The 24,945-nt window shown below is 62.6% G+C and carries 14 protein-coding genes, 2 tRNA genes, 2 rRNA genes and 3 pseudogenes; 9 read left to right on the top strand and 12 right to left on the bottom strand.

Going from position 1 to position 24,945, the window contains the following annotated elements; genetic code table 11:
* Nucleotides 1–304 precede the first annotated feature (304 nt).
* The 3 genes from AC1DHL_RS29220 to pbpC all read left to right on the top strand — a co-directional run bounded on the left by AC1DHL_RS29220 (nt 305) and on the right by pbpC (nt 4,208).
* Nucleotides 305–931, top strand: coding sequence for a LysE family translocator (locus AC1DHL_RS29220; RefSeq protein ID WP_478164258.1), 627 nt, complete (start codon nt 305–307; stop codon nt 929–931).
* Nucleotides 932–1,073: 142 nt separating this feature from the next.
* The gene (locus AC1DHL_RS29225) at nt 1,074–1,994 is read left to right on the top strand and encodes a polysaccharide deacetylase family protein (protein WP_478164259.1); all 921 of its coding nucleotides are present in this window, start codon (nt 1,074–1,076) and stop codon (nt 1,992–1,994) included.
* 33 nt (nt 1,995–2,027) lie between these two features.
* Nucleotides 2,028–4,208 carry a penicillin-binding protein 1C gene (pbpC, locus tag AC1DHL_RS29230; RefSeq protein WP_478164260.1) on the top strand — a complete coding sequence of 727 codons (2,181 nt, stop codon included), beginning with the start codon at nt 2,028–2,030 and terminating at the stop codon, nt 4,206–4,208.
* Between the two features lie 331 nt (nt 4,209–4,539).
* Here pbpC and panE read toward each other — a convergent pair whose 3' ends face one another.
* Both panE and AC1DHL_RS29240 read right to left on the bottom strand, forming a co-directional pair.
* Complete coding sequence (gene panE, locus AC1DHL_RS29235) at nt 4,540–5,472, bottom strand: 2-dehydropantoate 2-reductase (RefSeq protein ID WP_478164261.1); 933 nt, start codon at nt 5,470–5,472, stop codon at nt 4,540–4,542.
* Between the two features lie 69 nt (nt 5,473–5,541).
* Complete coding sequence (locus AC1DHL_RS29240) at nt 5,542–7,206, bottom strand: L-lactate permease (protein WP_478164262.1); 1,665 nt, start codon at nt 7,204–7,206, stop codon at nt 5,542–5,544.
* 93 nt (nt 7,207–7,299) lie between these two features.
* Here AC1DHL_RS29240 and AC1DHL_RS29245 point away from each other — a divergent pair, with 93 nt between their 5' ends.
* Nucleotides 7,300–8,457: an alpha-hydroxy acid oxidase gene (locus tag AC1DHL_RS29245; protein ID WP_478100743.1), complete on the top strand. Its 1,158-nt coding sequence runs from the start codon at nt 7,300–7,302 to the stop codon at nt 8,455–8,457.
* A gap of 92 nt (nt 8,458–8,549) precedes the next feature.
* Nucleotides 8,550–9,887: an MFS family transporter gene (locus tag AC1DHL_RS29250; protein ID WP_478100744.1), complete on the top strand. Its 1,338-nt coding sequence runs from the start codon at nt 8,550–8,552 to the stop codon at nt 9,885–9,887.
* Between the two features lie 13 nt (nt 9,888–9,900).
* Here the strand turns inward: AC1DHL_RS29250 and AC1DHL_RS29255 are convergent, their stop codons facing one another.
* Nucleotides 9,901–12,930: a helix-turn-helix transcriptional regulator gene (locus tag AC1DHL_RS29255; protein WP_478164263.1), complete on the bottom strand. Its 3,030-nt coding sequence runs from the start codon at nt 12,928–12,930 to the stop codon at nt 9,901–9,903.
* Between the two features lie 79 nt (nt 12,931–13,009).
* A complete protein-coding gene (locus AC1DHL_RS29260; RefSeq protein WP_478100748.1) occupies nt 13,010–13,267 on the bottom strand; it encodes a DUF4242 domain-containing protein in 258 nt (85 codons plus the stop codon).
* A gap of 201 nt (nt 13,268–13,468) precedes the next feature.
* Here AC1DHL_RS29260 and AC1DHL_RS29265 point away from each other — a divergent pair, with 201 nt between their 5' ends.
* Nucleotides 13,469–14,851, top strand: a complete 1,383-nt coding sequence (locus tag AC1DHL_RS29265; protein ID WP_478164264.1) for an FAD-binding oxidoreductase — start codon at nt 13,469–13,471, stop codon at nt 14,849–14,851.
* Between the two features lie 13 nt (nt 14,852–14,864).
* Here AC1DHL_RS29265 and AC1DHL_RS29270 read toward each other — a convergent pair whose 3' ends face one another.
* Nucleotides 14,865–15,425 carry a putative glycolipid-binding domain-containing protein gene (locus tag AC1DHL_RS29270; RefSeq protein WP_478100752.1) on the bottom strand — a complete coding sequence of 187 codons (561 nt, stop codon included), beginning with the start codon at nt 15,423–15,425 and terminating at the stop codon, nt 14,865–14,867.
* Between the two features lie 58 nt (nt 15,426–15,483).
* Here AC1DHL_RS29270 and AC1DHL_RS29275 point away from each other — a divergent pair, with 58 nt between their 5' ends.
* Nucleotides 15,484–16,740: a Y-family DNA polymerase gene (locus tag AC1DHL_RS29275; protein WP_478100754.1), complete on the top strand. Its 1,257-nt coding sequence runs from the start codon at nt 15,484–15,486 to the stop codon at nt 16,738–16,740.
* A gap of 13 nt (nt 16,741–16,753) precedes the next feature.
* Here AC1DHL_RS29275 and AC1DHL_RS29280 read toward each other — a convergent pair whose 3' ends face one another.
* Complete coding sequence (locus AC1DHL_RS29280) at nt 16,754–17,782, bottom strand: purine-nucleoside phosphorylase (RefSeq protein WP_478100755.1); 1,029 nt, start codon at nt 17,780–17,782, stop codon at nt 16,754–16,756.
* A 213-nt stretch (nt 17,783–17,995) separates the two neighbouring features.
* On the opposite strand from AC1DHL_RS29280, the pseudogene AC1DHL_RS29285 reads away from it, so the two are divergent.
* Together AC1DHL_RS29285 and AC1DHL_RS29290 are read left to right on the top strand one after the other, a co-directional pair.
* Nucleotides 17,996–18,163 (top strand): annotated as a pseudogene (locus AC1DHL_RS29285) (DNA topoisomerase IB); the annotation flags it as partial.
* A gap of 147 nt (nt 18,164–18,310) precedes the next feature.
* Nucleotides 18,311–18,536: pseudogene (locus AC1DHL_RS29290) on the top strand (transposase); the annotation flags it as partial.
* Between the two features lie 591 nt (nt 18,537–19,127).
* Here AC1DHL_RS29290 and AC1DHL_RS29295 read toward each other — a convergent pair.
* From AC1DHL_RS29295 to AC1DHL_RS29320, 6 genes and pseudogenes are all read right to left on the bottom strand, one after another.
* Nucleotides 19,128–19,340 (bottom strand): hypothetical protein, encoded by a 213-nt coding sequence (locus AC1DHL_RS29295; RefSeq protein WP_478100756.1) that lies wholly within the window; start codon nt 19,338–19,340, stop codon nt 19,128–19,130.
* Nucleotides 19,341–19,392: 52 nt separating this feature from the next.
* A pseudogene (locus tag AC1DHL_RS29300) lies at nt 19,393–19,537 on the bottom strand (transposase); the annotation flags it as partial.
* 280 nt (nt 19,538–19,817) lie between these two features.
* A 23S ribosomal RNA gene (locus AC1DHL_RS29305) occupies nt 19,818–22,478 on the bottom strand.
* A 321-nt stretch (nt 22,479–22,799) separates the two neighbouring features.
* Nucleotides 22,800–22,875, bottom strand: a tRNA-Ala gene (locus tag AC1DHL_RS29310).
* A gap of 39 nt (nt 22,876–22,914) precedes the next feature.
* A tRNA-Ile gene (locus AC1DHL_RS29315) sits at nt 22,915–22,991 on the bottom strand.
* A 70-nt stretch (nt 22,992–23,061) separates the two neighbouring features.
* Nucleotides 23,062–24,596, bottom strand: a 16S ribosomal RNA gene (locus AC1DHL_RS29320).
* Together the 16S and 23S rRNA genes with 2 tRNA genes alongside form the textbook arrangement of a ribosomal RNA operon.
* Nucleotides 24,597–24,945: the final 349 nt, after the last annotated feature.

Genomic DNA, 24,945 nt, shown 5'->3' on the forward strand with positions numbered 1-24,945 from the left:
CTAGGGCCTGTTAACACATGAATCACCCTCGCGTGAGGCCCCAGAGAGGGCCCAATCTAGGCGCCAAGCGGAACTGGGGTGCGACCCCAGTGAGCATTGGCAACGACGAGTGGGCCCTCTCTGGGGCCTCACCCGAAGGGCCGGGGCGGCAAGGGGCGCAGGGCGTCGTTGCGGTCCTTGCCCGGGGGATCACCCCGGGCTGCGGCCCGCGCCTAGCCCTGCACCCCTTGCCGCCCCGGCGCGAGGGTGATTCATGTGTTAACAGGCTCTAGCCGCCCGTGCGCACCCACTCGGAAATACCTTCATGTCCATCGAACTCTGGCTCGCTTTCGTCGCCGCATCGGCGGTGCTGCTGATCATCCCGGGCCCGACCATTCTCACGGTCATCAGCTATTCCGTGGCGCACGGCCGGCGCGCCAACGTGCCGCTGGTGGCGGCGGTGACGCTGGGTGATTCGACCGCACTGGTGGTCTCGCTGCTCGGCCTGGGCGCATTGCTCGCCACCTCGGCGTTCTGGTTCATGGTGATCAAATGGGTGGGCGGCCTGTACCTGCTTTTTCTGGGTATCAAGCTGTTGCGCGCCGGGATCTCGCCGGCCGAACTCGCGGCGCCCGCTGCGCCGGGTTCACGCTGGAGGCTGTTCGCCAACACCTATCTGGTCACGGCCCTGAACCCGAAGGGCATCGTGTTCTTCGTGGCATTCCTGCCGCAGTTCATCAATCCGCGCGCCGATGTGACGCAGCAGCTCTGGTTCCTGGCGATCACCTTCGTGACGATGGCGACGCTGAATGCCACGCTGTACGCGGTGTTCGCAGGCTCCGCGCGCAGGCTGCTGGCCTCGCCTCGGGCCCAGCGGCGCTTCAACCTCGCGGGCGGTTCGCTGCTCTCGGTCGCGGGGATCTGGGCGCTCCTGGCGCGGCGTCCCGGCTGAAAAGGGGCGCGCGCCATCGGCGCCGTCATCGCACGGGTGGTCATGCAAATGCGGCCCGGATGGTCAACCATGGGCACGCGTCTTGCTGGCCGAATGACGTCGCGCGGTCTTGTTCCCGCGCACGCCTCGACCTGGAGACTGCATGAACGCGCGCTACCTCGGCCTCTTGCCCACGCACGGCCGGTTCGACTACACCCCCATCACCCGGCGGACCGATCATGCATGGCCGAACGGCGCGCGCCTGGCGGTCTACATCGGGTTCAATCTCGAGCATTTCGCCTTCGGCGAAGGCCTGGGCGCCTGCATCGGGCCGACGGCGCCGCATCCCGACGTGTTGAACTTCTCGTGGCGCGAATACGGCAATCGCGTGGGCGCGTGGCGGTGCCTCGAACTGTTCGACAGCCTGGGGCTGGTCTCCAGCACGCTCCTCAACACTGCGCTCTATGACCATTGCCCCGAGTTGGTCGCGGCCTCGGTCGCACGAGGAGACGAACTCATCGGCCACGGGCACAGCAACGCGGAGCGGCAGGCGGACATGGACGAGGCCGGCGAAGCTGCGCTGCTTGCGCACTGCCGCGCCCGCATGCGGGCGCATAGCGGCACGGCACCCGATGGATGGCTTTCGCCCTGGATCTCGGAAAGCCATCGCACGCCCGACCTGCTCGCCGAGGCGGGCTACGGCTACACGCTCAACTGGTGCCACGACGATCAGCCTGTGCGCATGCGTACGCGCAGCGGACGCTCGCTGTGGTCGGTACCGTACCCGCAGGAGCTCAACGACATCCCGATGATCGTCGCGCGCCAGATGGACGCCAAGGACTTCGCCCAGATGATCATCGACAACGCCGACGAGATGCTCGACCAGTCGCACCGGCAGCCGCTGGTGATGGGTGTCGCGCTGCATCCCTACATCGTCGGTCAGCCCTACCGTCTGCGGCACCTGCGCCGCGCGCTCTCGCATCTTGCTCGCATGCGCGATCGCGGCGAAGTCTGGTTCACCACGCCGGGCGCCATCTGCAAGCACATGGAATCGATCGCGCCCGTCGAGGCTGTGGCAAGCTAGCAAGCCGGTCGCCGTGCGCGGCCACCCTTGCCCATGCCACGCCGACTGTCGACCTTCCTCTTTCTGCTGCCGACCCTGACCGCAGTGCTCGCCGCGCCGGCGTGGGCGCTCGCTACCTTCGACGAGGTTCGGCGCGATTTCCGTCCTTCCGACACGATGGTGCTGGACCGCGACGGCGAGCTTCTGCAGCGCGTACGCACCGACTCGACTGTTCGACGCGGCCAGTGGATCGCGCTCGCCGACATCTCGCCGGCCCTGCGCACGGCGATGGTGTTGAGCGAAGACAGGCGCTTCTACGAACACAGCGGCGTCGACTGGCGCGCCGTGTCCTCTGCCGCCTGGGGCAACCTGTGGAACACGCGCACGCGCGGTGCCTCGACGATCACGATGCAGCTCGCAGGTCTGCTCGACGACGACCTGCGGCGCAGCGGCAGCGGACGGAGCCTGACGCAGAAGCTCGGGCAGACGGTTGCCGCACAGCGGCTGGAGCATGGCTGGCGCAAGGACCAGATCCTGGAGGCGTACCTCAATATCGTGCCGTTCCGCGGAGAGATCGTCGGCATCGATGCACTCGCGCGCACCCTCTTCGGCAAGGCGCCGCACGGGCTCGACGCGCGCGAAGCGGCTGTCGCGGCGGCTCTGGTGCGCGCGCCCAATGCCAAGCCGACGGCGGTGGCACAGCGCGCCTGCGAACTGATGCGGTCAATGGAGCCCGGGAGCAGGCCCGACTGCGATTCGATCGACATGCTCACCAGCGCGGCATTGCAGCGGCGCAGCTTCGATGCCAGCGAAGGCATCGCGCCGCATCTTGCGCGGCGGGTCGTTGCCTCTCGCGGCGACAACGGACCGGAGAGCATCCGCACCACCTTGCGCGCACCGCTGCAACGCGTCGCGCTCGGCAGCCTGCAGCGGCATCTGCGCGAGCTGCGCGGCCGCAACGTGGAAGACGGCGCCGTGATCGTGCTCGACAACGCGTCCGGCGAAGTGCTCGCCTGGGTCGGCTCGTCGGGTGGTTTGAGCCGTGCATCGGAGGTCGATGGCGTGCTTGCGCAACGGCAACCGGGCTCCACGCTCAAGCCCTTCCTGTATGCCGAAGCCATCGCCGAGCAGCGACTGACGGCGGCTTCGCTGCTGGACGACTCATCGGCGCAGATCGCCACGGCGAGCGGCCTCTACATCCCGCAGAACTACGACCACCAGTTCAAGGGCTACGTGTCGGTGCGTACCGCGCTTGCCGCTTCGCTCAATGTGCCGGCGGTTCGCACGCTGATGATGGTCTCGCCCGAGGCTTTCGCGCGCCAGTTGCGATCGGCCGGCATGGCGCTCGCGCAGAGCGGCGACTACTACGGGTACAGCCTCGCGCTCGGCAGCGCGGAAGTGTCGCTGCTGGGGCTGGCCAATGGCTACCGAACCCTGGCCAACGGAGGCCGGTTCGGCGAGACGCTGTATCTGCCGGCACGGCCTTCGATCGCGCCGAACGCCGGCAAGACAGCGAGCAATGCGCCCGCCATCGATCCCCGCGCCGCGTTCATCGTGGGCGACATCCTGAGCGATGCCAATGCACGCGCGCGCACCTTCGGGCTCGACAGCGTGCTCGGCACCCGCTTCTGGACGGCCGTGAAGACCGGCACCAGCAAGGACATGCGCGACAACTGGGCCATCGGCTGGTCGCAGCGCTACACGGTCGGCGTGTGGGTGGGCAACGCCGGCGGCGCACCGATGTGGGATGTGAGCGGCACCAGCGGCGCTGCGCCCGTGTGGGCCGAGGTGATGGGGTTCCTGCACCGCAACGATCCCAGCCGCGCGCCATCTCCACCGCCCGGCCTGGTGCGGGCTCGCGTGCGTTTCGGCGACGAACTCGAGGCGGCGCGCAGCGAATGGTTCATCGCAGGCACCGAACAACCGATGTTCTCGCTGGCGCCGGATGCATCCGTGGCCGAGAGCGCGCCGCGCATCACATCGCCGTCGAACGGGACCATCATCGCGCTCGATCCCGACATTCCGCCCGATCGCCAGCGCGTGCGTTTCGAGGCGGAAGGCCGCGGCGTGCAATGGCGCATCGACGGCAAGCCTTTCGTGCGCGGCAGCAACGCACTCTGGCTGCCCTGGCCGGGCCGGCATGTGGTGGAACTGCTCGATGCGCAAGGTCGTGTGGTCGACCAGGTCAGGCTCGAAGTGCGCGGCGCCGGGGTCGTCGCCAATGCAAAGCGCTGATCCGACGCCAGGGTGCACATAGGCGCATCCGTCCGACACCTGTCAGCGCGCACCGATAGCCACGTACCGCCAAACGACGGACAGAATCGGCGCACTCCAGCCCACGACCGAGAGCGTCGCAGGCCGCTGGAGCCAGGCATCGGTGCGGCCTACAACTGTTTCAACAGTCCACACGAATGGGGGCGAAAAATGTTGATCAGGATGAGAACCGTGCCGCAGGCTCAGGACCCGCGAATCGTCATCGCATGGATCCGCGCATGCATCTGGGCAAGCATCGAAGGCTGGCCCTTCTGCCGGCTGAAGTAGGTCCGGAGCGAAGCCTCAAGTGCGCTCAGGTGCGGCTCGACTCTCTTGTGCGCCGCGCCTCGTAGGTCTTGAGGTGCGCATAGGCGACGCGCAGCAACGACAACTGCTTGCCATCGCCGCCGCGTCGCATCAGGTCACCCACGATGTGATCCGCCTCGATGGGCGCTCCGCGCTCGATGTCCTTGAACATCGATGCGGTCATCAGGGAATCCGGCGCCGTGACGATGGCACGGGCACGCTCCAGAGCTACAGGGCGCAACGTGAAACCATTGCGGGCGGCGATGGCGGCGCATTCGTCCACCATGCCAACGGCGAGGTCCACGGCCCCACCCCGCACGATGTCGCCGACCGCACCCCGCATGAGGCAAGTCATGCTGGCGGCCGAGGCAATGAGCACCCATTTCTCCCACATGTCCTGCAGGATGCTGTCGGAAGCGTGGCCTTCGAAGCGAGCCTTGCCGAAGGCCGCTTCCAGGGCCTGAACGCGCGCGGAGCGCGTACCGTCCAGTTCACCGTAGGTCAGGCCATGCACGTCGCTGAGATGCAGAACGGTGCCTTCGTCATCGAGCACCGCCGAGATCATGCAGAGGCCGCCAAGCACGCGCTCCTTGCCGAAGCGCTGCGCCAGGTCGTCCAGGTGACGCATTCCATTGAGCACCGGGAGGATCGCGGTGTTCGGCCCGACAGCCGGCGCGAATGAATCCATCGTCTCGGCCAGGTCGTAGGCCTTGCAGCCGACGATCACCACGTCGTAAGGACCACCGATGGCGTCTGCCTGCACGGAGGGCGGCGACGGCAGAGTGAAATCGCCGTGCGGACTCTTGATCACAAGGCCGGTCTTCGCGAGCTGTGCCGCTCGCCGAGGACGCAGCAGGAAGGTTGCGTCTTCTCCAGCCTGCAACAACCTGCCACCGAAATACCCGCCCAGCGCACCCGCGCCCACAACCAGGAAACGCATCGGATTTCCCCGCTCAGAAGATGAAAGAGCGGATTCTGCGCTGCTGGCGCGCGTCTTGCCGGCGCAGTGCTACTTGACGACCATGAGCGTGAACGGCCACACGTACGCCTGCAGCGTCACGAGGACGCCGACAAGGGACGCCAGCGCGATCGAGTGGAAGAACACGTAGCGGAGGATGTCGCCTTCGTGGTTGAACCAGCGGGTCGCAGTCGATGCGACCACGATGGATTGCGCGTCGATCATCTTGCCCATCACGCCGCCCGCACTGTTGGCCGCGCCCATGAGGTTGGGCGACAACCCAAGCTGGTCTGCCGCCACCTTCTGCATGCCGCCGAAGAGCACATTGGACGCGGTGTCCGAGCCCGTCAGCGCCACGCCCAGCCAACCCATCAAGGTGCCGAAGAAGGGGTACAGCACGCCGGTGTTGGCGAAGGCCAGGCCGAGCGTGCTGTCGAGCCCCGAATACCGCGTGAGCGTGCCCAGCGCGAGCATCAGCGCGATCGTGAGCAACGAGAACTTCACGAGGTTGAGCGTACGGCCGTACGCAACGACCAACTGGCCGACGCTGTACTTCGCGACCAGGCCGCCGACGATGGCAGACAGGAGGATGCCCGTGCCCGTCGCCGACAGCAGCGTGAACGCATACACCGCGCCCTCCTTGGTCGGCTGCGGCACCACGGGCGGCACCTTCTCGACCAGGTTGTGCAGCCCTGCGATCGGGAAGTTGGGCGCAAACAGGCCATTGAGCCACTCCTTGACCGGCGGCAGGCCCCAGAGGAACACGAACACCGTCATGATCGCCCAGGGCGTCCAGGCGCGCACCAGTTCGGCGGTCGAATGGCGGGTTCGTGTCGTCGTCGTTGCTGCCGGCGCGCCACTGTCGTCCTCATGTCCCTTGAGCGATACCGAGCGCCAGATGGTTGCGGGCCGCCACACGCGCAGAAAAAGGACCAGCGACACCATCGAGACAATGGCCGCGATGATGTCCACCAGTTCGGGGCCGACGAAATTCGACACCAGGAATTGCGGCACCGCAAACGACACGCCGGTGACCAGGATCGCCGGCCAGATTTCCATCATCGCCTTGCGGCCGGCGAAAGCCCAGATCAGCCAGAAAGGCACCAGCAGCGAGAAGAATGGCAACTGCCGACCGATCATCGCCGTGACCGCCATCAGGTCGTAGCCATGCACCTTGGCCAGCGTGATGACCGGGGTACCCAGCGCGCCGAAGGCGACCGGCGCGGTGTTGGCGATCAGCGAAAGGCCCGAGGCCGCAAGCGGCGAGAAGCCCAGGCCGATCAGGATTGCGGCGGTCACCGCCACCGGCGTTCCAAATCCCGCCGCACCCTCGAAGAAGGCGCCGAACGAAAACGCGATCAGCAGCAACTGCAGGCGCCGATCCTCGGTGACGTCGGAGAGCGAATCCTGAAGCACCTTGAAGCTGCCGTTCTGCTCGGCGAGCTGTTGCAGATAGATGATGTTCAGCACGATCCAGCCAATGGGCAGAAGGCCGGTGATGCCACCCAGGAACGCCGCGCGGCCCGCCAGTCCGGCCGGCATTCCGAAGGCGAAGACGGCGATCAGCAGCGCACTCAGCAGGCCCAGCCCCGCAGCGAAATGCGCCTTGACGTGAAGGAGACCGAGGCAAACGAGCATCACGACGACGGGGATGGCCGCCAGTGCCGTCGAAACCACCATGCTGCCGAACGGGTTGTACACCTGCTGCCATGTCATGGAGCCCACCTTTTCTTGTCGAAATTTGGTCGGAGGAGGCCCTGCGGATAATAGGCACTGCACAACGAACAGACAACCTAGGAGCCCATTCCCGTGCCAGACCTCTCCAAGATCACGAACATCGAAGACCTGCGAGTCATCGCCAAGCGCCGCGTGCCACGCATGTTCTACGACTACGCCGACTCCGGAGCCTGGACCGAAGGCACCTATCGCGCCAATGAAGACGACTTCCAGAAGATCAAGCTGCGCCAGCGCGTCGCGGTCAACATGGAAGGCCGCTCGACCCGCAGCACCATGATCGGCGAGGAGGTCGCGATGCCCGTGGCCATCGCGCCGACCGGCATGGCAGGCATGCAGCACGCCGACGGAGAGATCCTCGGCGCGCGCGCGGCCAAGGCCTTCGGCATTCCGTTCACGCTGTCGACGATGAGCATCTGCTCGCTCGAGGACATTGCCGAGGCCACCGATCGCCATCCGTTCTGGTTCCAGCTGTACGTCATGCGGGACCGGAAATTCATCGAACGACTCATCGAGCGCGCCCGCGCGGCCAATGTGTCGGCGCTTCAGTTGACGCTCGACCTGCAGATCCTCGGCCAACGGCACAAGGACATCAAGAATGGCCTGACCGCGCCGCCCAAGCCCACGCTGAAGAACCTCATGAACCTCGCGACCAAGCCGCACTGGTGCATGGGCATGCTGGGGACCAAGCGCCGCACCTTCCGCAACATCGCAGGCCACGCCGAGAGCGTGAAGGACCTGTCGTCGCTGTCGTCCTGGACGGCAGAGCAGTTCGACCCCACGCTCAGTTGGGCTGACGTCGAATGGATCAAGAAGATCTGGGGCGGCAAGCTCATCCTCAAGGGCATCATGGACGTCGAGGATGCGCGCCTCGCCGCATCCAGCGGCGCGGATGCGCTGATCGTCTCCAACCACGGCGGCCGCCAGCTCGACGGCGCCCCTTCGTCCATCGCGGCTCTCCCGGCCATCGCCGAAGCGGTGGGCACCGAAATCGAAGTCTGGATGGATGGCGGCATCCGAAGCGGCCAGGACGTGCTCAAGGCCCGCGCGCTCGGCGCCCGCGGCACGCTGATTGGTCGCAGCTTCCTTTACGCGCTGGGTGCGTACGGCGAAGCGGGTGTCACGCGTGCATTGCAGATCATCCAGCGCGAACTGGACCTGACCATGGCCTTTTGCGGCCGCACGCAGATTGACGAGGTCAACTCCAGCATCCTGCTGCCCGGGACGTTCTGAGCAGCTCGCGGCGCTGGCTGACAGCGCGCGCCTCTCGGGTGCGGCAATATGTCGACCGTCGCAAATAGCAATCAGAGAGGCGCGATTTCCCCATGAGCACAGTCACATCCACCGCCGGGGCCACGCCCTTCGATCCTTCGACATCCCACCGGCCCTACACCAGCGAAGAAAAGCGCCATCGCATCTTCGCGATCATGGCGGCCTCCTCGGGCAACCTGGTCGAGTGGTTCGACTTCTACGTCTACGCCTTCAGTGCGCTCTATTTCGCGCCCTCGTTCTTTCCCAAGGCCGACCCGACGGCGCAATTGCTCAACACGGCTGGCGTGTTCGCTGCCGGTTTCCTGATGCGCCCCATCGGCGGCTGGCTCTTCGGCCGCGTGGCTGACAAGTACGGCCGCAGGACATCGATGCTGATCTCGGTGACGATGATGTGCGCCGGATCGCTGGCGATCGCGTGCCTGCCCACGTACGCGGCCATCGGCGCGTGGGCGCCCTTCCTGTTGCTGGTCTGCCGGCTGTTCCAGGGCCTTTCGGTGGGTGGCGAGTACGGCACCACGGCGACCTACATGAGCGAGGTCGCATTGCGCGGCCAGCGCGGCTTCTTCTCGTCGTTCCAGTACGTCACGCTGATCGGCGGCCAGTTGCTTGCCGTGCTGGTGATCGTCGTCCTCGAACAGCTGCTGACCGAGGCCGAACTCAAGGCCTGGGGCTGGCGCATTCCATTCGTGATCGGCGCCATCGCGGCAGTGGTCGCCCTATTCCTGCGCCGCACGCTGCAGGAGACACAGACCGCCGAAGTTCGCGCCAACAAGGAAGCCGGCAGCCTCGCCGGGCTGTTCCGCAACCACAAGGCTGCCTTCTTCACGGTGCTGGGCTACACGGCGGGCGGCTCGCTGATCTTCTACACCTTCACGACCTACATGCAGAAGTACCTGGTCAACACGGTCGGCATGCCGATCAAGACCACCAGTTACATCATGACGGTCGCGCTCTTCGTCTACATGTGCATGCAACCGGTGTTCGGCGCGTTGTCGGATCGCATCGGCCGTCGCACGAACATGCTGCTGTTCGGCGGCCTCGGGGCGCTCGCCACGGTGCCCATTCTCACCGCGCTGCAGAGCGTGACGAGTCCGGTCGCGGCCTTCCTGCTCATCATCCTGGCACTGGCGATCGTGAGCTTCTACACCTCCATCAGCGGCATCGTGAAGGCGGAGATGTTCCCGCCCGAGGTCCGTGCGCTCGGCGTCGGGCTTGCCTATGCGGTGGCCAATGCGCTCTTCGGCGGCTCGGCGGAATATGTGGCCCTGGGCCTCAAGTCCATCGGCCACGAGACGGCGTTCTATTGGTATGTGACCGCGATGATGGTGCTTGCCTTCGTCGTGAGCTGGCGGCTGCCGCGCCAGGCCAGCTACCTGCAGCACGATCACTGACGACGGGCTGCGTTCACCGGACATCCTGCTTGTCGACCAGCGCGTGCCGGATCGCGAAGGCCGCGGCCTCGGTCCGGTTCGCCGATTGTGTCTTGCTCAGGATGCTGCTCACATGGTTGGCGACCGTGTTGGGGCTGACGAACAGTTCCCGCGCGATCTGCCGGTTCCCCTTTCCGGCCGCCACGAGACGCAGCACCTGAGCCTCTCGACTGCTCAGCCCGGCCGGGTAGCGCGGCGCCGTCGTCGTGGCGATCCTCGTGCGGCAGACTTCGACACGGACCGCCAGGGCGCGCATGTCGAGTGCCGCGGCCTCCGCCGCGGCCTCATCGAGCACGCTCAGTGCGGCTTCGCGATCGCCTGACGCATCCCTCGCCAGCAGCACCCGCGCGTAACCCAGGCACGCATGCGCGAAGGCGGGCCGCGCCTGCTGGGCGCGATTCATCGACACGGCCGCCTTGAAGTGCGCCTCGGCCTCGTCCCATTGCCGCATGGCGGCCGACAGCAGCCCCAGGAAGGCGTCTGCCGCGCCGAAGCAGGCGATGGACGTGCCAACGAAAAGATTTCGGCCACGACAGGGCTCGAGCAGACGGTAGAGAACCGCCGCACGCGCGGCGTCACCCAGGGCCGCGCACACCTGCGCCAGGTAGGCCAGGCTCGCCAACCAGATGCCGTCGCGCGGCAACGATTGAAAGCCGCCCGCCGCCAGGATTTCGAATTCGGAGCGCGCGTCGTCGAGCTGGTCCAGCTCGACGTAGATCAGCGCCAGGCCGGGTCGCCACAGGTTCGTCTGTGCGTTGTGATGCACGAAGTGCCGCACCAGGGGGGCCACTTCCTGCAGACGGCCCTGCTCGCGGCGCAAGGTGAACATCTGCACTCCGTAGACGCCTGCGGCATCCAGGCCCGGCATGCGATTGCCGATCTCGAAGGTGCGCCGTGCCAGCCGCTCCGCATCTTCGAAGCGTCCTTCGAAAAGCGCGTGCATGGCACGCGACGATGAGGCGACGTATCGGAAGAAAGGCTGCCTGAGTTCATCTCCGCCGCGCTCGTAGCGCTCCAACTGCTCCCGCCAGGTGGCCATGTCGCCAAGTTCGAAGGTGTCGAACATGCGCCACGCCAACGCGGAGAACATGAGGAAGCGGTCGCCCTGCTTCATGGCGATCTCCATCGCCTCGTCGGCATTCGCCACTCGCTCTCCGATGCGATCGTGGTGCCATCGGGCGGACAGCGTTGCGAGCAACGTGATCGCGAGCGTCGACGGGTCGCCAGCCTGTCGGGCGACGCTCACGGCCTCCGCGTGCACTCTCGTCGCCTGGACTTCCTCGCCGCTGAAGATGAGCGCCCGGGCGAGCGAACTCAGCAACTGCGCCTTCAATGCGCGATCGTCCGCACCCAGGGCATTGAGCGCGTCGCGCAGAAGCCGCGCCGCCGCAATGCCGGGCAGGCCAGGGCACCAGCTTGCCATTTCGAAGCCGATGGCGGCCCGGGCAAGTTCGTGGGCGGCGTCGAGTGGCATGCTTGCTCGTGCCGCCTGTTCGAAGACTTCACGCGCCTGCAGGTATTCGCCGGCGCGGGTGTGGGCCTCGCCGAGTGCATTGAGGGTGCGGCAGCGCGCCAGCCCGTCGCTGCCGCGGGCGACATCCATCGCCTGGAGCGCCAGGCGGTAATAGCGCGCCGCCTCTTCGTGTGCCAGCAAGGCATCGGAGCTCTCCGCGGCCTTTTGGGCGTAGTGAATCGCACGCGCTGCATCGCCGCCCGGCAGCGCGGCCCAGTAGTGATAGGCGAGCGCAGGGAGTTGATTCGCCGTGTCATCGCCATGGATCTGCTCGATCGCGCGCCCGACCTTGAGATGCAGCCGGCTGCGGCGCGGCGGCGGGATCTCGTCATACAGCGTCTCCCGAAACAGCGCGTGCCCGAAGTGATAGCGTCCGGGTTCGTCGAGGGCCTCGATCACACGCGACTGCAGCGCCTCTTCCAGTGCACCGATGCATGCGTCCTCCTCCACGTCATCGATGGTACGGACCAGAAGACCGACGTCGAAAGTGCGGCCGATCACCGATGCGCAGGCAAGCACCTGATTGGTGAGGGGCGACAGGCGATTCAGACGCTGGCCGATCACTTCGCGGACCCCTTCGGGAATGCGGCGCGGGCCGTTGACGGCCAGCATCGAGGCCGCGGCTCGCGGTCCGTCGGCGAGCACCTGCTCCTGAATCAGCAGGCGGGTCATCTCCGAGATGAAGAGCGGATTGCCCTCGGTCTGGCGATGCACGGCTTCGGCAAGTGCGAGCGGCACCGTGGCGCCGCCGGCAGCCAGCGTCATCATGCGAATCGTCTCGTCGTGGCCCAGGCCGGTCAGGCGCAAGCGCTCGAAGCCCTGGTGCCTGGCCAGTTCACCCAGCGTGCTCGACAGGGGATGCTGGCGCGACAGTTCGATGTCGCGGTAAGTGATGAGGACGAGAATCCGGCAGGACAACAGATCAGGGGCGATGAATTCGAGCAGACGCAGCGACGAAGCATCGGCCCAATGCAGGTTATCCAGCACGAGCAGCAACGGCTGTTCCGCGGCGGCGCGTTTCCAGAACCCGGTCATCGCGTCGAAGAGACGGAATCGGGCCTGCGCCGGGTCGAACATGGGCAGCGTCTGCGCGCCCGCGGATGGGTTTTGCTTCAGGTCGGGCAGGATCTCCCCCAGCGGCGACGCGGCGTGCACCAGGATGCGCCGCGCAGTCTCGTCGTCGTGCGTCTCGATCCAGCCGCGGAGAAGTTGCAGCCAGGGCCAGTACGGCGGCGCGCCGGGTTCCTCGTTGCAGCGCCCCCAGAGCACCTGCATGCCGCGCGCCGTGGCCCGCTGGGCCAGGATCTGCGCGGTATGCGACTTGCCGATGCCGGGTTCGCCCGCCAGCGCCGCAGTGCCGCCGGTGCCGGCCAGAGCGCGTGTCAATCCGCTTTCGAGCGCGACGAGTTCGCGCTCGCGGCCGACGAATCGGTCGGTCGGCAGACGCGCAGTGTCGTCAGCTTCAATCGTCGCGGGAGGTGTGCGCTGCAACGGCGCACCACAGCCGTCGCAGAAGGTCGCGTCCGATCGCGCATCGCGACCGCAGCGGGCGCATTGCACGGCGCGACCGCTAGACGATGGCTTCCGGACGAATCTGGCTGACCTCGATCACCACGTCCGCGGGAACCTGGGCGATGCGCGCCGCCTTGTAGATCTCCTCAGCGCTCGGTGCCTCGTAGAGGCAGTACGTCTTCTTGCGGTCCGCGGAAAGGAATGAGAACAGCCAGTTCACGCCGACGTCCGCGTTGATGCGCTGGATGACCGCGACGTCCGCCGCAGCAAGCTCCAACTCCTCCGCGAACTGTCGCTCGATCAGGAACAGTGGCATACGACCTCCTTACCCGGCAGGCCACGATCGGCCTGAGTCGGAATTGGGCGACAAATCCCCGGCACGGTCAACGCAACGACCGGCATAGTCAATCCTGACCATTCGACCTGTCTCGAAGGCGTTCGCAAAATGATCAAACCGGCGGATCGTCAAACCGTCGGTGGCTTCCTAGACTTCGCTCACCTACAAAAGGAGTGACTCATGCTCGACGAAGCCAATCTGGAGGCCTTCAAGGGCCAACTGCGCGGGACCCTCATCCAGCCGGGAGACGCCGCCTACGATGAAGCGCGCAAGGTCTACAACGCGATGATCGACAAACGGCCGCGGCTGATCGCGCGCGTCGCCGACGTTGCCGATGTGATCGCATCCGTCAATTTTGCGCGCGAGAACAAGTTGCTCCTGGCCGTGCGCGGCGGCGGGCACAACGGCGGCGGCCTGGGCATGTGCGACGACGGGTTCGTGATCGATCTTTCGGGGCTGCGCGGCATCCGGGTCGATCCGAAGGCCCACAGCGTGCGCGCGGAAGGCGGCTGCACCTGGGGCGACATCGATCATGCGACGCACGCCTTCGGCATGGCGACGCCAGCCGGCATCATTTCCACCACCGGCATCGGTGGCCTGACGCTGGGCGGCGGCATCGGGCACCTGTCTCGTCGCTTCGGCCTGACGATCGACAACCTCCTGAGCGTGGATGTCGTGCTCGCAGACGGAAGCTACGTGACCGCCAGCGCCAAGGAGAACGAAGACCTCTTCTGGGCCGTCCGCGGTGGCGGCGGCAACTTCGGCGTGGTGACCTCGTTCGAATACCGCCTCCATCCGCTCAGCACTGTCGTGGCAGGGCCCACGCTCTGGCCGCTGGAACGCTCCGCGGAAATCCTCGCCTGGTATCGCGACTTCATCGGCAAGGCGCCCACGGAACTGAACGGCTTCTTTGCCTTCCTGACCGTGCCGCCGGGGCCGCCATTTCCCGAGGAACTGCACCTGAAGAAGATGTGCGGCGTGGTCTGGTGCTACGCAGGCGACCCGGCCCGTGCCGAAGAAGCGCTGGCACCAGTGCGAGCCATGAATCCGGCGCTGTATGGCGTCGGGCCCATGCCCTACCCGATGCTGCAGAGCGCCTTCGACGGGCTGTATCCACCAGGCCATCAGTGGTATTGGCGCGCTGACTTCGTGAACGAGCTTTCGGACGAAGCGATCGCACAGCACGTGAAGCACGGCGCGCTCATGCCGACGATGCAATCGTCGATGCACTTGTACCCGATTGACGGCGCCGTTCAGCGCGTCGGGCGCAAGGACACACCCTTCAGCTACCGCGATGCGCGCTGGGCATCTGTGATCGTGGGAGTCGATCCCGACCCCGCCAACCGCGAAAGCATCACTGCCTGGTGCAAGAACTATTGGGATGCGCTGCATCCGCACTCGGCCGGCGGCGCGTACATCAACTTCATGATGGACGAAGGCGAGGATCGCGTGAAGGCGACCTACCGCGAGCACTACGACCGGCTGGCGACCGTCAAGAAGCAATACGACCCGGGCAACCTCTTCCGCGTGAACCAGAACATCCGCCCGGCGGCAAGCGCCTGAGGGCGCCTGAAGATCAGGGTTCGGCTTCCCAAAGCGTGGGATAGCGCCGCACGAAGCCGTCCTCGGTCACTTCAAGCATCGCCGCGTAGTCGAAGCGCGGCGCCGCGTACCAGTAGTCCGATTCGCCGCGCCGCTCGTAGCGCTGGCCGAGTTCGACCAGGCTTGCGCTTTCGAGATCGAGCCAGGCGGCCGGCGCATCGGAGGCCTCACCGGGCGCCAAGTGGAGCCGGCGCACATGCAGCAGATTGGTGGCGGGCGTGAATCCGAGATCGAGATCGATGCAATGGCCGAGTTCTGCCACCGGCGCGTCGTTGAGCTTCCAGGCACCATGGGCGTCGCGCACGATGGAAAGGTCGATCGCCTCGCTGCCCAGCCAGCCGCGCACCGTTCCCCACTGCGTGTGCCAGGCACGGTCGCATCGCACACGATAGTGCAGTTGGGCGTAGCGCCCGTCTTCGTGGCGGAACGCCGCCGCCCCGTCGATCTGCCAGTTGTCGCCATTGCGGTCAAGACGGCAAACATCGTGCCCCGGAGAGCCGAGGCGGCGCCAGAGCATGGAAGCGACGGTCTGCATACGTCGGATGATGGCACCGGGTGCCTGCTCTGCGCAACCCTGCATTGGGCAGACGACAATGACGGCCGTGACGACAGCACCAATTCGCCGCATCGCGCACCTTGACATGGATGCCTTCTACGCATCGGTCGAGTTGCTGCGCTATCCGCAGCTCAAGGGCCTTCCGGTCGTGATCGGCGGCGGACGCCGCAGGGTCGACGAGGTCCTGCGCGACGTGCCGGAGGGCGGAACGCTGGCGGACATTCCGGTTACTTCCTTTCCGCTTCTCAAGGACTACGCTGGCCGCGGGGTGATCACCACGGCAACCTACCCGGCACGTCAGTTCGGCGTCGGCTCGGCGATGGGCCTCATGAAGGCTGCGAAACTGTGCCCACAGGCGATCATCCTGCCCGTGGACTTCGACGAATACCGCATGTATTCACGCAAGTTCAAGCAGGTCATCACCGAAATCGCGCCGGTGATGGAGGACCGGGGCGTCGATGAGGTCTACATCGATTTCACCGAGGTGGCGGGCGGGCAGCGAGAAGGTGGGCGGGTGCTGGCACGGCTGATCCAGAAGTCGATCTTCGATGCGACCGGTTTGACCTGCTCGATTGGCATCGCGCCCAACAAGCTGCTGGCCAAGATGGCGAGCGAATTCCACAAACCCAACGGCATCTCGGTGGTGTTCGAGAGCGACCTCCAGGGCAGCATCTGGCCGCTGCCCTGTCGGAAGGTCAATGGCATCGGCCCCAAGGCCGACGAAAAGCTGCAACGGCACGGCATCCGCACCATTGGCGAGCTTGCAGCACGTGATCGCGACTGGCTGATCACGAACTTCGGCAAGGCCACCGGCGCGTGGATGCATGAAGTCGCCTGGGGGCGTGACGACCGGCCGGTGGTCACCGAAAGCGAGCCGGTCTCGATGAGCCGCGAGACGACCTTCGACCGCGACCTTCAGGCCGTGCGAGACAGGTCCGAACTCGGCGCCATCTTCACGTACCTGTGCGAGAAGCTCGCCGAGGATCTGCAGCGCAAGGGTTACGTCGGCAAGACCATCGGCATCAAGCTGCGCTACGACGACTTCAAGATCGCGACCCGCGACCAGACGATCGACCACTTCACCGCGGACGCCAAGGCCATCCGGCACATCGCGGGACTCTGCCTCAAACGGGTGCCGCTGGAACGGCCGCTGCGTCTGCTGGGTGTACGTGTCGGTGCGCTGGCGAAGGCTGGTGAAGCCGACGCGATACCAGCAGCCCCACCCACGCCTGGGGGGCGGCGCGCTTCGTCCGACGACGCCGGCTCGGCGGCACGGACCGCCTCTCTCTTCTAGCGCTTGCGCAACTTCAGAGCGGGGGGACGCCGTTCTGCCATTGCGCCCAGTTTGAAACGATGTAGTCCACGACGCGACTGCCCACCAACTCGACGTTCTCGACTGCCTCGGCGAAGCCGCCGGCCGTTTCGCCCGGCGCAGGATCCAAGTGCTGTAGAGTGGTTTCGCGCGGATTGCCTTGATCGAAGTTGACTGCGCCGCGCAGACTCATCACGCGATCGGTGCCGTGACTGCGCTTGATCACGAGTGTGACCGCCGCCGCTTCCATCTCGGTGATGACGTAATCGTCCGCACCATAGAGCTTGGCGATGTACTGCGCCTGGTTCGACATGCCGGGACCGTGGAAGAAGGTGTCGCCGGTCATGTGGGTTCCGGTGCCGACGAAAGGTGCGCGGCGGGCGGCGGCCTGCGGGTAGCGCTGACGATAGGCTCGGGCGGCGTCCGAATCCTTCAACGGCGTGCCGGCGGACAGCTTCATGGCCCACGCCACGAGTTCGGGGTTCAGTTTGAACCGGCGATACTCCTCATAGCCCTTGCGCGGCATGAAAGTCGGTTCGCCGGCCTTGTTCTCTTCGGGCGCCCAGCGATGGCCGAGGTCATAGTCGACCAGCCAGGTGGCCCAGCTCACTTCTCCGATCGTGCCGCGCGACGGCGGCGTGCCTGCCACGCCCGAGATCACGTAGTAGGCCTTGGAGAAATCGAATTTCGGGTTCTGCAGGATTGCCTGCATCGAGGACGACGAGTTCACCTTGCCCATGCCGAGGACCGCGCCGCAGACGCCGTCGGCGTTGCAGTACACAGGCTGCAGCGCACCTGGAACGCTGATGGGCGTTGCGTTCATCCAGTAGCGTTCGTACCAGTGCTGGAATTCGCCGGCACGGTCTCCCGTGTTCTTGCCGATCTCGAACATCGAGGCGACGAACACCTTCACCTTGATGGGCTCGGCAACGTGAGGTTGCGACGTCGAGGCGCAACCCGCGGCGAATAGCGCCACGGAAAACAGCGCAAGCAGACGCGTACGAACAGACCGAACAGGGGACATGAAGCTTCTCCGAGTGAATGAGAGAAATGGAATTTCGACGGCAGACGGCGGCGCACCGACATCGTTCGCAGCGTCCTACAGCGGCAAGGGGGCCGTTCGGTGAGGCTGGAGCCCTCCGTGCTGCATTCGCTCGAGATTGTCGCAAACCTCATGCCTTCCAACGGATTTCGCCCCATTCCACTCGCCAATGGTCTGGTCTACATCAACCCGGCCATGCCCGGACTTCGGCGCTACAAGCGCGGCGACACATTCCGGTATCGGGATGCCAATGGCGCCTGGGTACGAGACCCTGATCAACTCGCCCGCATTCGGGGTCTCGCGATTCCTCCCGCCGACAAGGACGTCTGGATTTGGTCGCTCCAGAACGGTCATCTTCAAGCAACCGGCGTCGATGGACGCGAAGACGCCGATCTCACGCCGATGATGCGTGACCTCGGGCGGTTGCTCTTGCAGATGTGGAGTCAAACTGAGCAGATCATCGAAGAACTCAACGCCCGGATCGGGCATTTGGCCAGGGGCAGTGACCTGTGCCGGCGGTTGCAGACGATCCCCGGAGTCGGTGTACTTCTGGCAACGGCAATCGTCTCTGCCATTGGTAACGGCGCTCACTTCAGTCGAGCACGCGACCTGTCAGCCTGGGTGGGCATCGTGCCGCGGCAGTTCTCCACGGGCGGCAACACACGTTTGCTCGGAATCACCAAACGCGGCAACAGCTATCTCCGTCGGCTGTTCATCCAAGGCGCTCGCGCCTTGTGGGTCTGGAAGGACAAACATCCGGACGATCCACTGCAACGCTGCTGATCGAGGTTGGCCAGCGTCGGCACGCCCACGTGGCGATATGTGCGTTGGCCAACAAGCTAGCGCGTATCGCTTGGGCCGTCATGCGATCGGGTTGCGACTTCGAGTCGCACTATCGACGGCCACCGATGGCGGCAGCGACGACCTGACAAGATCTCGAAACTATCCGCAGCCCGCGCAGCACTGAGCATGGCGCAAACGACCATCCGTCGCCCCTGGCAACCCGTCTGGACCTCCGGCGCCTGAACGCCTTTGCACTAATTGGGACAGGAGCGCGCGGCTTCATCATGCAGGCCAAGGGTCTGACAGGCAGAGACCTCGACAGGCCGGATAGATAAACGCGAGTCGTTCTACGCCCACCAGTTGGGAGCTTGCGGTTTCGGGGCGGACCATAGAGAAGTCCATGCTCCACACCTCGTTGGGGTGCAACGGGCGGACGAGCGGCTGCCGCTCAGGCACAGGCAGCTTCTTGCGCCGGCGCTTGCGCACCATCAGACCTTCCTCGCGATAAAGCCGATAGGTGCGCTTGACGTTGATGGCCCAGCCATCAATGCGTAGCCTGCCGGCTGTGCAGCATTCGGTAGCCGTGGCGGCGATGCTGGCCCGCGAGTTCCTTCAGGCGCTCACGCAAGGCCTTGTTGCCGTCGTCGCGAGGTGCGTAGCGCAGCGTGCTGGCGCTCATGCCCACCAGCCTCAATGCCTGGCGTTCGCTCAGGCCCCGACCCTGGAACTGCCGCACGACCTCGCGTCGTGCCGACACGGCCACTATTTTCCCTTGAGCACCTCGCGCATCGCATCGATCTCCAGCATCGAGTTCGCCAGCAACCGTTTGAGCTTGCCGTTCTCGGCTTTCAGGGCTTTCAAACGCTGTGCGTCCGAGGCCTTCATTCCGCCGAACTTGGCCTTCCAAGCGTAGTGGCTCGGTTCACTAAAGCCGTGCTTCCTGCACAGCTCCTTGCCCGAACACGGATACAGTGCCCTCGGGGCGAAGATTGCCGAATGCACGCGGGATGTTCGCCTGTTACACGCGGCCGAAGCACGCTTGCTCACGTTTTTGGATCAATACCGTTCTGACGTGTGTTGCGCTTTGGTGTTTGGAAACGCAAAAAGCCCAGCCTGATAGGGCTGGGCTTTTTGGGGCTGTAAGAGCCTGACGATGACCTACTTTCACACGGGAACCCGCACTATCATCGGCGCTGAGGCGTTTCACTGTCTTTGATCGACAGATCAAAGTTATAGGGTCAAGCCGCACGAGCAATTAGTATCGGTTAGCTTAACGCATTACTGCGCTTCCACACCCGACCTATCAACGTCCTGGTCTTGAACGACTCTTCAGGGGGCTCAAGGCCCCGGCAGATCTCATCTTGAAACGAGTTTCCCGCTTAGATGCTTTCAGCGGTTATCTCTTCCACACTTAGCTACTCGGCAATGCCACTGGCGTGACAACCGATACACCAGAGGTGTGTCCACTCCGGTCCTCTCGTACTAGGAGCAGGCTTCCTCAAATCTGCAGCGCCCACGGAAGATAGGGACCAAACTGTCTCACGACGTTTTAAACCCAGCTCACGTACCTCTTTAAATGGCGAACAGCCATACCCTTGGGACCGGCTACAGCCCCAGGATGAGATGAGCCGACATCGAGGTGCCAAACACCGCCGTCGATATGAACTCTTGGGCGGTATCAGCCTGTTATCCCCAGAGTACCTTTTATCCGTTGAGCGATGGCCCTTCCATACAGAACCACCGGATCACTATGTCCTGCTTTCGCAGGCTCCACAAGATCTAGCGACCCTGCTTCAAAGCCTCCCACCTATCCTACACAGATCTGTTCAAAGTCCAATACAAAGCTACAGTAAAGGTTCATGGGGTCTTTCCGTCTTTCCGCGGGGAGATTGCATCATCACAAACATTTCAACTTCGCTGAGTCTCAGGAGGAGACAGTGTGGCCATCGTTACGCCATTCGTGCAGGTCGGAACTTACCCGACAAGGAATTTCGCTACCTTAGGACCGTTATAGTTACGGCCGCCGTTTACTGGGACTTCAATCAAGAGCTTGCACCCCATCATTTAATCTTCCAGCACCGGGCAGGCGTCACACCCTATACGTCCACTTTCGTGTTTGCAGAGTGCTGTGTTTTTAATAAACAGTCGCAGCCACCGATTTTTTGCAACCCATTCATGCTCCGTTGTTCACTTCACACTAATAGGGCACACCTTCTTCCGAAGTTACGGTGTCAATTTGCCGAGTTCCTTCTCCTGAGTTCTCTCAAGCGCCTTAGAATACTCATCTCGCGCACCAGTGTCGGTTTGCGGTACGGTCGTGTGCAGCTGAAGCTTAGTGGCTTTTCCTGGAACCTCGTTCAGTCACTTCACCAGCAAGCTGGCTCGATCGTTGGCCTCGGTATATGACGGGCGGATTTGCCTACCCATCGCCTACTTCCAACTAAACCGGGATATCCAACACCCGGATGACCTATTAAGATCCGTCCCCACATCGCACTACACATCGGTACAGGAATATTGACCTGTTTCCCATCAGCTACGCATCTCTGCCTCGCCTTAGGGGCCGACTCACTCTACGCCGATGAACGTTGCGTAGAAAACCTTGCGCTTACGGCGAGGGGGCTTTTCACCCCCTTTAACGCTACTCATGTCAGCATTCGCACTTCTGATACCTCCAGCACGCTTTACAACGCACCTTCACAGGCTTACAGAACGCTCTCCTACCACTTGCAATAAATTGCAAATCCGCAGCTTCGGTAACTGGCTTAGCCCCGTTACATCTTCCGCGCAGGACGACTCGATCAGTGAGCTATTACGCTTTCTTTAAATGATGGCTGCTTCTAAGCCAACATCCTGACTGTTTTAGCCTTCCCACTTCGTTTCCCACTTAGCCAATTTTAGGGACCTTAGCTGGCGGTCTGGGTTGTTTCCCTCTTGAGTCCGGACGTTAGCACCCGGTGCTCTGTCTCCCAAGCTGTACTCTTCGGTATTCGGAGTTTGCCTTGGTTTGGTAAGTCGCCATGACCCCCTAGCCAAAACAGTGCTCTACCCCCGAAGGTAATACTTGAGGCACTACCTAAATAGTTTTCGGAGAGAACCAGCTATTTCCAAGTTTGTTTAGCCTTTCACCCCTATCCACAGCTCATCCGCTAGTTTTGCAACACTAGTCGGTTCGGACCTCCAGTACCTGTTACGGCACCTTCATCCTGGCCATGGATAGATCACTTGGTTTCGGGTCTACACCCAGCGACTGATCGCCCTATTCGGACTCGATTTCTCTACGGCTTCCCTATTCGGTTAACCTTGCCACTGAATGTAAGTCGCTGACCCATTATACAAAAGGTACGCAGTCACCCTCGCGGGCTCCTACTTTTTGTAAGCATGCGGTTTCAGGATCTATTTCACTCCCCTCCCGGGGTTCTTTTCGCCTTTCCCTCACGGTACTAGTTCACTATCGGTCGATGATGAGTATTTAGCCTTGGAGGATGGTCCCCCCATATTCAGACAGGATTTCTCGTGTCCCGCCCTACTTTTCGTTAGCTCAGTACCACACAGGTCTTTTCACATACGGGGCTATCACCCGCTATGGCCAGCCTTTCCAAGCTGTTCTGTTAAGTCTTGTGCTATCACTAACAGGCTCTTCCGATTTCGCTCGCCACTACTTTCGGAATCTCGGTTGATGTCTTTTCCTCGAGCTACTGAGATGTTTCAGTTCACCCGGTTCGCCTCGCATACCTATGTATTCAGTATGCGATACCTTTCGGTGGGTTTCCCCATTCGGAAATCTCCGGATCAAAGCTAATTTGCCAGCTCCCCGAAGCTTATCGCAGGCTATCACGTCCTTCGTCGCCTATCATCGCCAAGGCATCCACCACATGCTCTTATTCACTTGACCCTATAACTTTGACGTTTCTTCACAGAAACCAAAATCAATCAAGGAATTACCAGGCCTTTCACCTGGCGCGTTATGCCGCCTTCATAAATCGATTTGACTCGAAATTGAAGTTCATTTGACGCAATCAAAAATTCATGTTGCTGACGGCACGGTGAGCCATGAAGCTCTTTCCGTCAGCAACGCTGATTCGACTCTATGAATTTTTAAAGAACAGCCGATTGATCAGGAGATCCCGATCAACAACAAAGAAGCCTCATGCTTGCGCACAAAGCCGCTTTGGTGTTGAGTGCTTCAGTATCGGACGTCGTCAAGACAAAGAATTGGTGGAGGATGACGGGATCGAACCGACGACCCCCTGCTTGCAAAGCAGGTGCTCTCCCAGCTGAGCTAATCCCCCAGGGTCCTCACACTTGACGCATATGACCATTGGAAGAATTGGTGGGTCTAGTTGGGCTCGAACCAACGACCCCCGCCTTATCAAGACGGTGCTCTAACCAGCTGAGCTACAGACCCATGTCGATGGAATCGACTTCATCCAACAACCGATAAGTGTGGGCGTTCAATTTGAACGGCTCGTTTCCAGAAAGGAGGTGATCCAGCCGCACCTTCCGATACGGCTACCTTGTTACGACTTCACCCCAGTCACGAACCCTGCCGTGGTAATCGCCCTCCTTGCGGTTAGGCTAACTACTTCTGGCAGAACCCGCTCCCATGGTGTGACGGGCGGTGTGTACAAGACCCGGGAACGTATTCACCGTGACATTCTGATCCACGATTACTAGCGATTCCGACTTCACGCAGTCGAGTTGCAGACTGCGATCCGGACTACGACTGGTTTTATGGGATTAGCTCCCCCTCGCGGGTTGGCAACCCTTTGTACCAGCCATTGTATGACGTGTGTAGCCCCACCTATAAGGGCCATGAGGACTTGACGTCATCCCCACCTTCCTCCGGTTTGTCACCGGCAGTCTCACTAGAGTGCCCAACTAAATGTAGCAACTAATGACAAGGGTTGCGCTCGTTGCGGGACTTAACCCAACATCTCACGACACGAGCTGACGACAGCCATGCAGCACCTGTGTTACGGTTCTCTTTCGAGCACTAAGCCATCTCTGGCAAATTCCGTACATGTCAAAGGTGGGTAAGGTTTTTCGCGTTGCATCGAATTAAACCACATCATCCACCGCTTGTGCGGGTCCCCGTCAATTCCTTTGAGTTTCAACCTTGCGGCCGTACTCCCCAGGCGGTCAACTTCACGCGTTAGCTTCGTTACTGAGTCAGTGAAGACCCAACAACCAGTTGACATCGTTTAGGGCGTGGACTACCAGGGTATCTAATCCTGTTTGCTCCCCACGCTTTCGTGCATGAGCGTCAGTGCAGGCCCAGGGGATTGCCTTCGCCATCGGTGTTCCTCCGCATATCTACGCATTTCACTGCTACACGCGGAATTCCATCCCCCTCTGCCGCACTCCAGCGATGCAGTCACAGATGCAGTTCCCAGGTTGAGCCCGGGGATTTCACAACTGTCTTACATCACCGCCTGCGCACGCTTTACGCCCAGTAATTCCGATTAACGCTTGCACCCTACGTATTACCGCGGCTGCTGGCACGTAGTTAGCCGGTGCTTATTCTTACGGTACCGTCATTAGCCCTCTTTATTAGAAAGAGCCGTTTCGTTCCGTACAAAAGCAGTTTACAACCCGAAGGCCTTCATCCTGCACGCGGCATGGCTGGATCAGGCTTGCGCCCATTGTCCAAAATTCCCCACTGCTGCCTCCCGTAGGAGTCTGGGCCGTGTCTCAGTCCCAGTGTGGCTGGTCGTCCTCTCAGACCAGCTACAGATCGAAGGCTTGGTGAGCCTTTACCTCACCAACTACCTAATCTGCCATCGGCCGCTCCATTCGCGCAAGGCCTTGCGGTCCCCTGCTTTCATCCGTAGATCGTATGCGGTATTAGCACAGCTTTCGCTGCGTTATCCCCCACGATTGGGCACGTTCCGATGTATTACTCACCCGTTCGCCACTCGCCACCAGGATTGCTCCCGTGCTGCCGTTCGACTTGCATGTGTAAGGCATGCCGCCAGCGTTCAATCTGAGCCAGGATCAAACTCTATAGTTCGATCTTGAATTTTTCGCTCGATTTCTCAAGCAACTCATAAAAACGGAATTGAAGTGAACTTCACTTCTATTCTCATGAGCGTTTAAAGTCCGAAGACTTCGTTCCGAAGAACTTGGCCATTCGCCTCAAACGCCCACGCTTATCGGCTGTATGTTTTTAACGATCACCGCGCTCCGCTTCGCGCTTCACTTCGCTGCGATCAGCGAAGCCCTCTATTATTACACGCTTTTCAGAAGATCTGAAAAACTTTTTAAGCTTTTCTTTTCCCCCCTCCGCTCACCTCAACCTCGCTCCGAAGAACTCCTTCGAGATCCGTGTTTAGCGGAGCCTGCGATTATGACACGGTTTT

The organism is Variovorax sp. 10L426 (genome assembly GCF_056395305.1).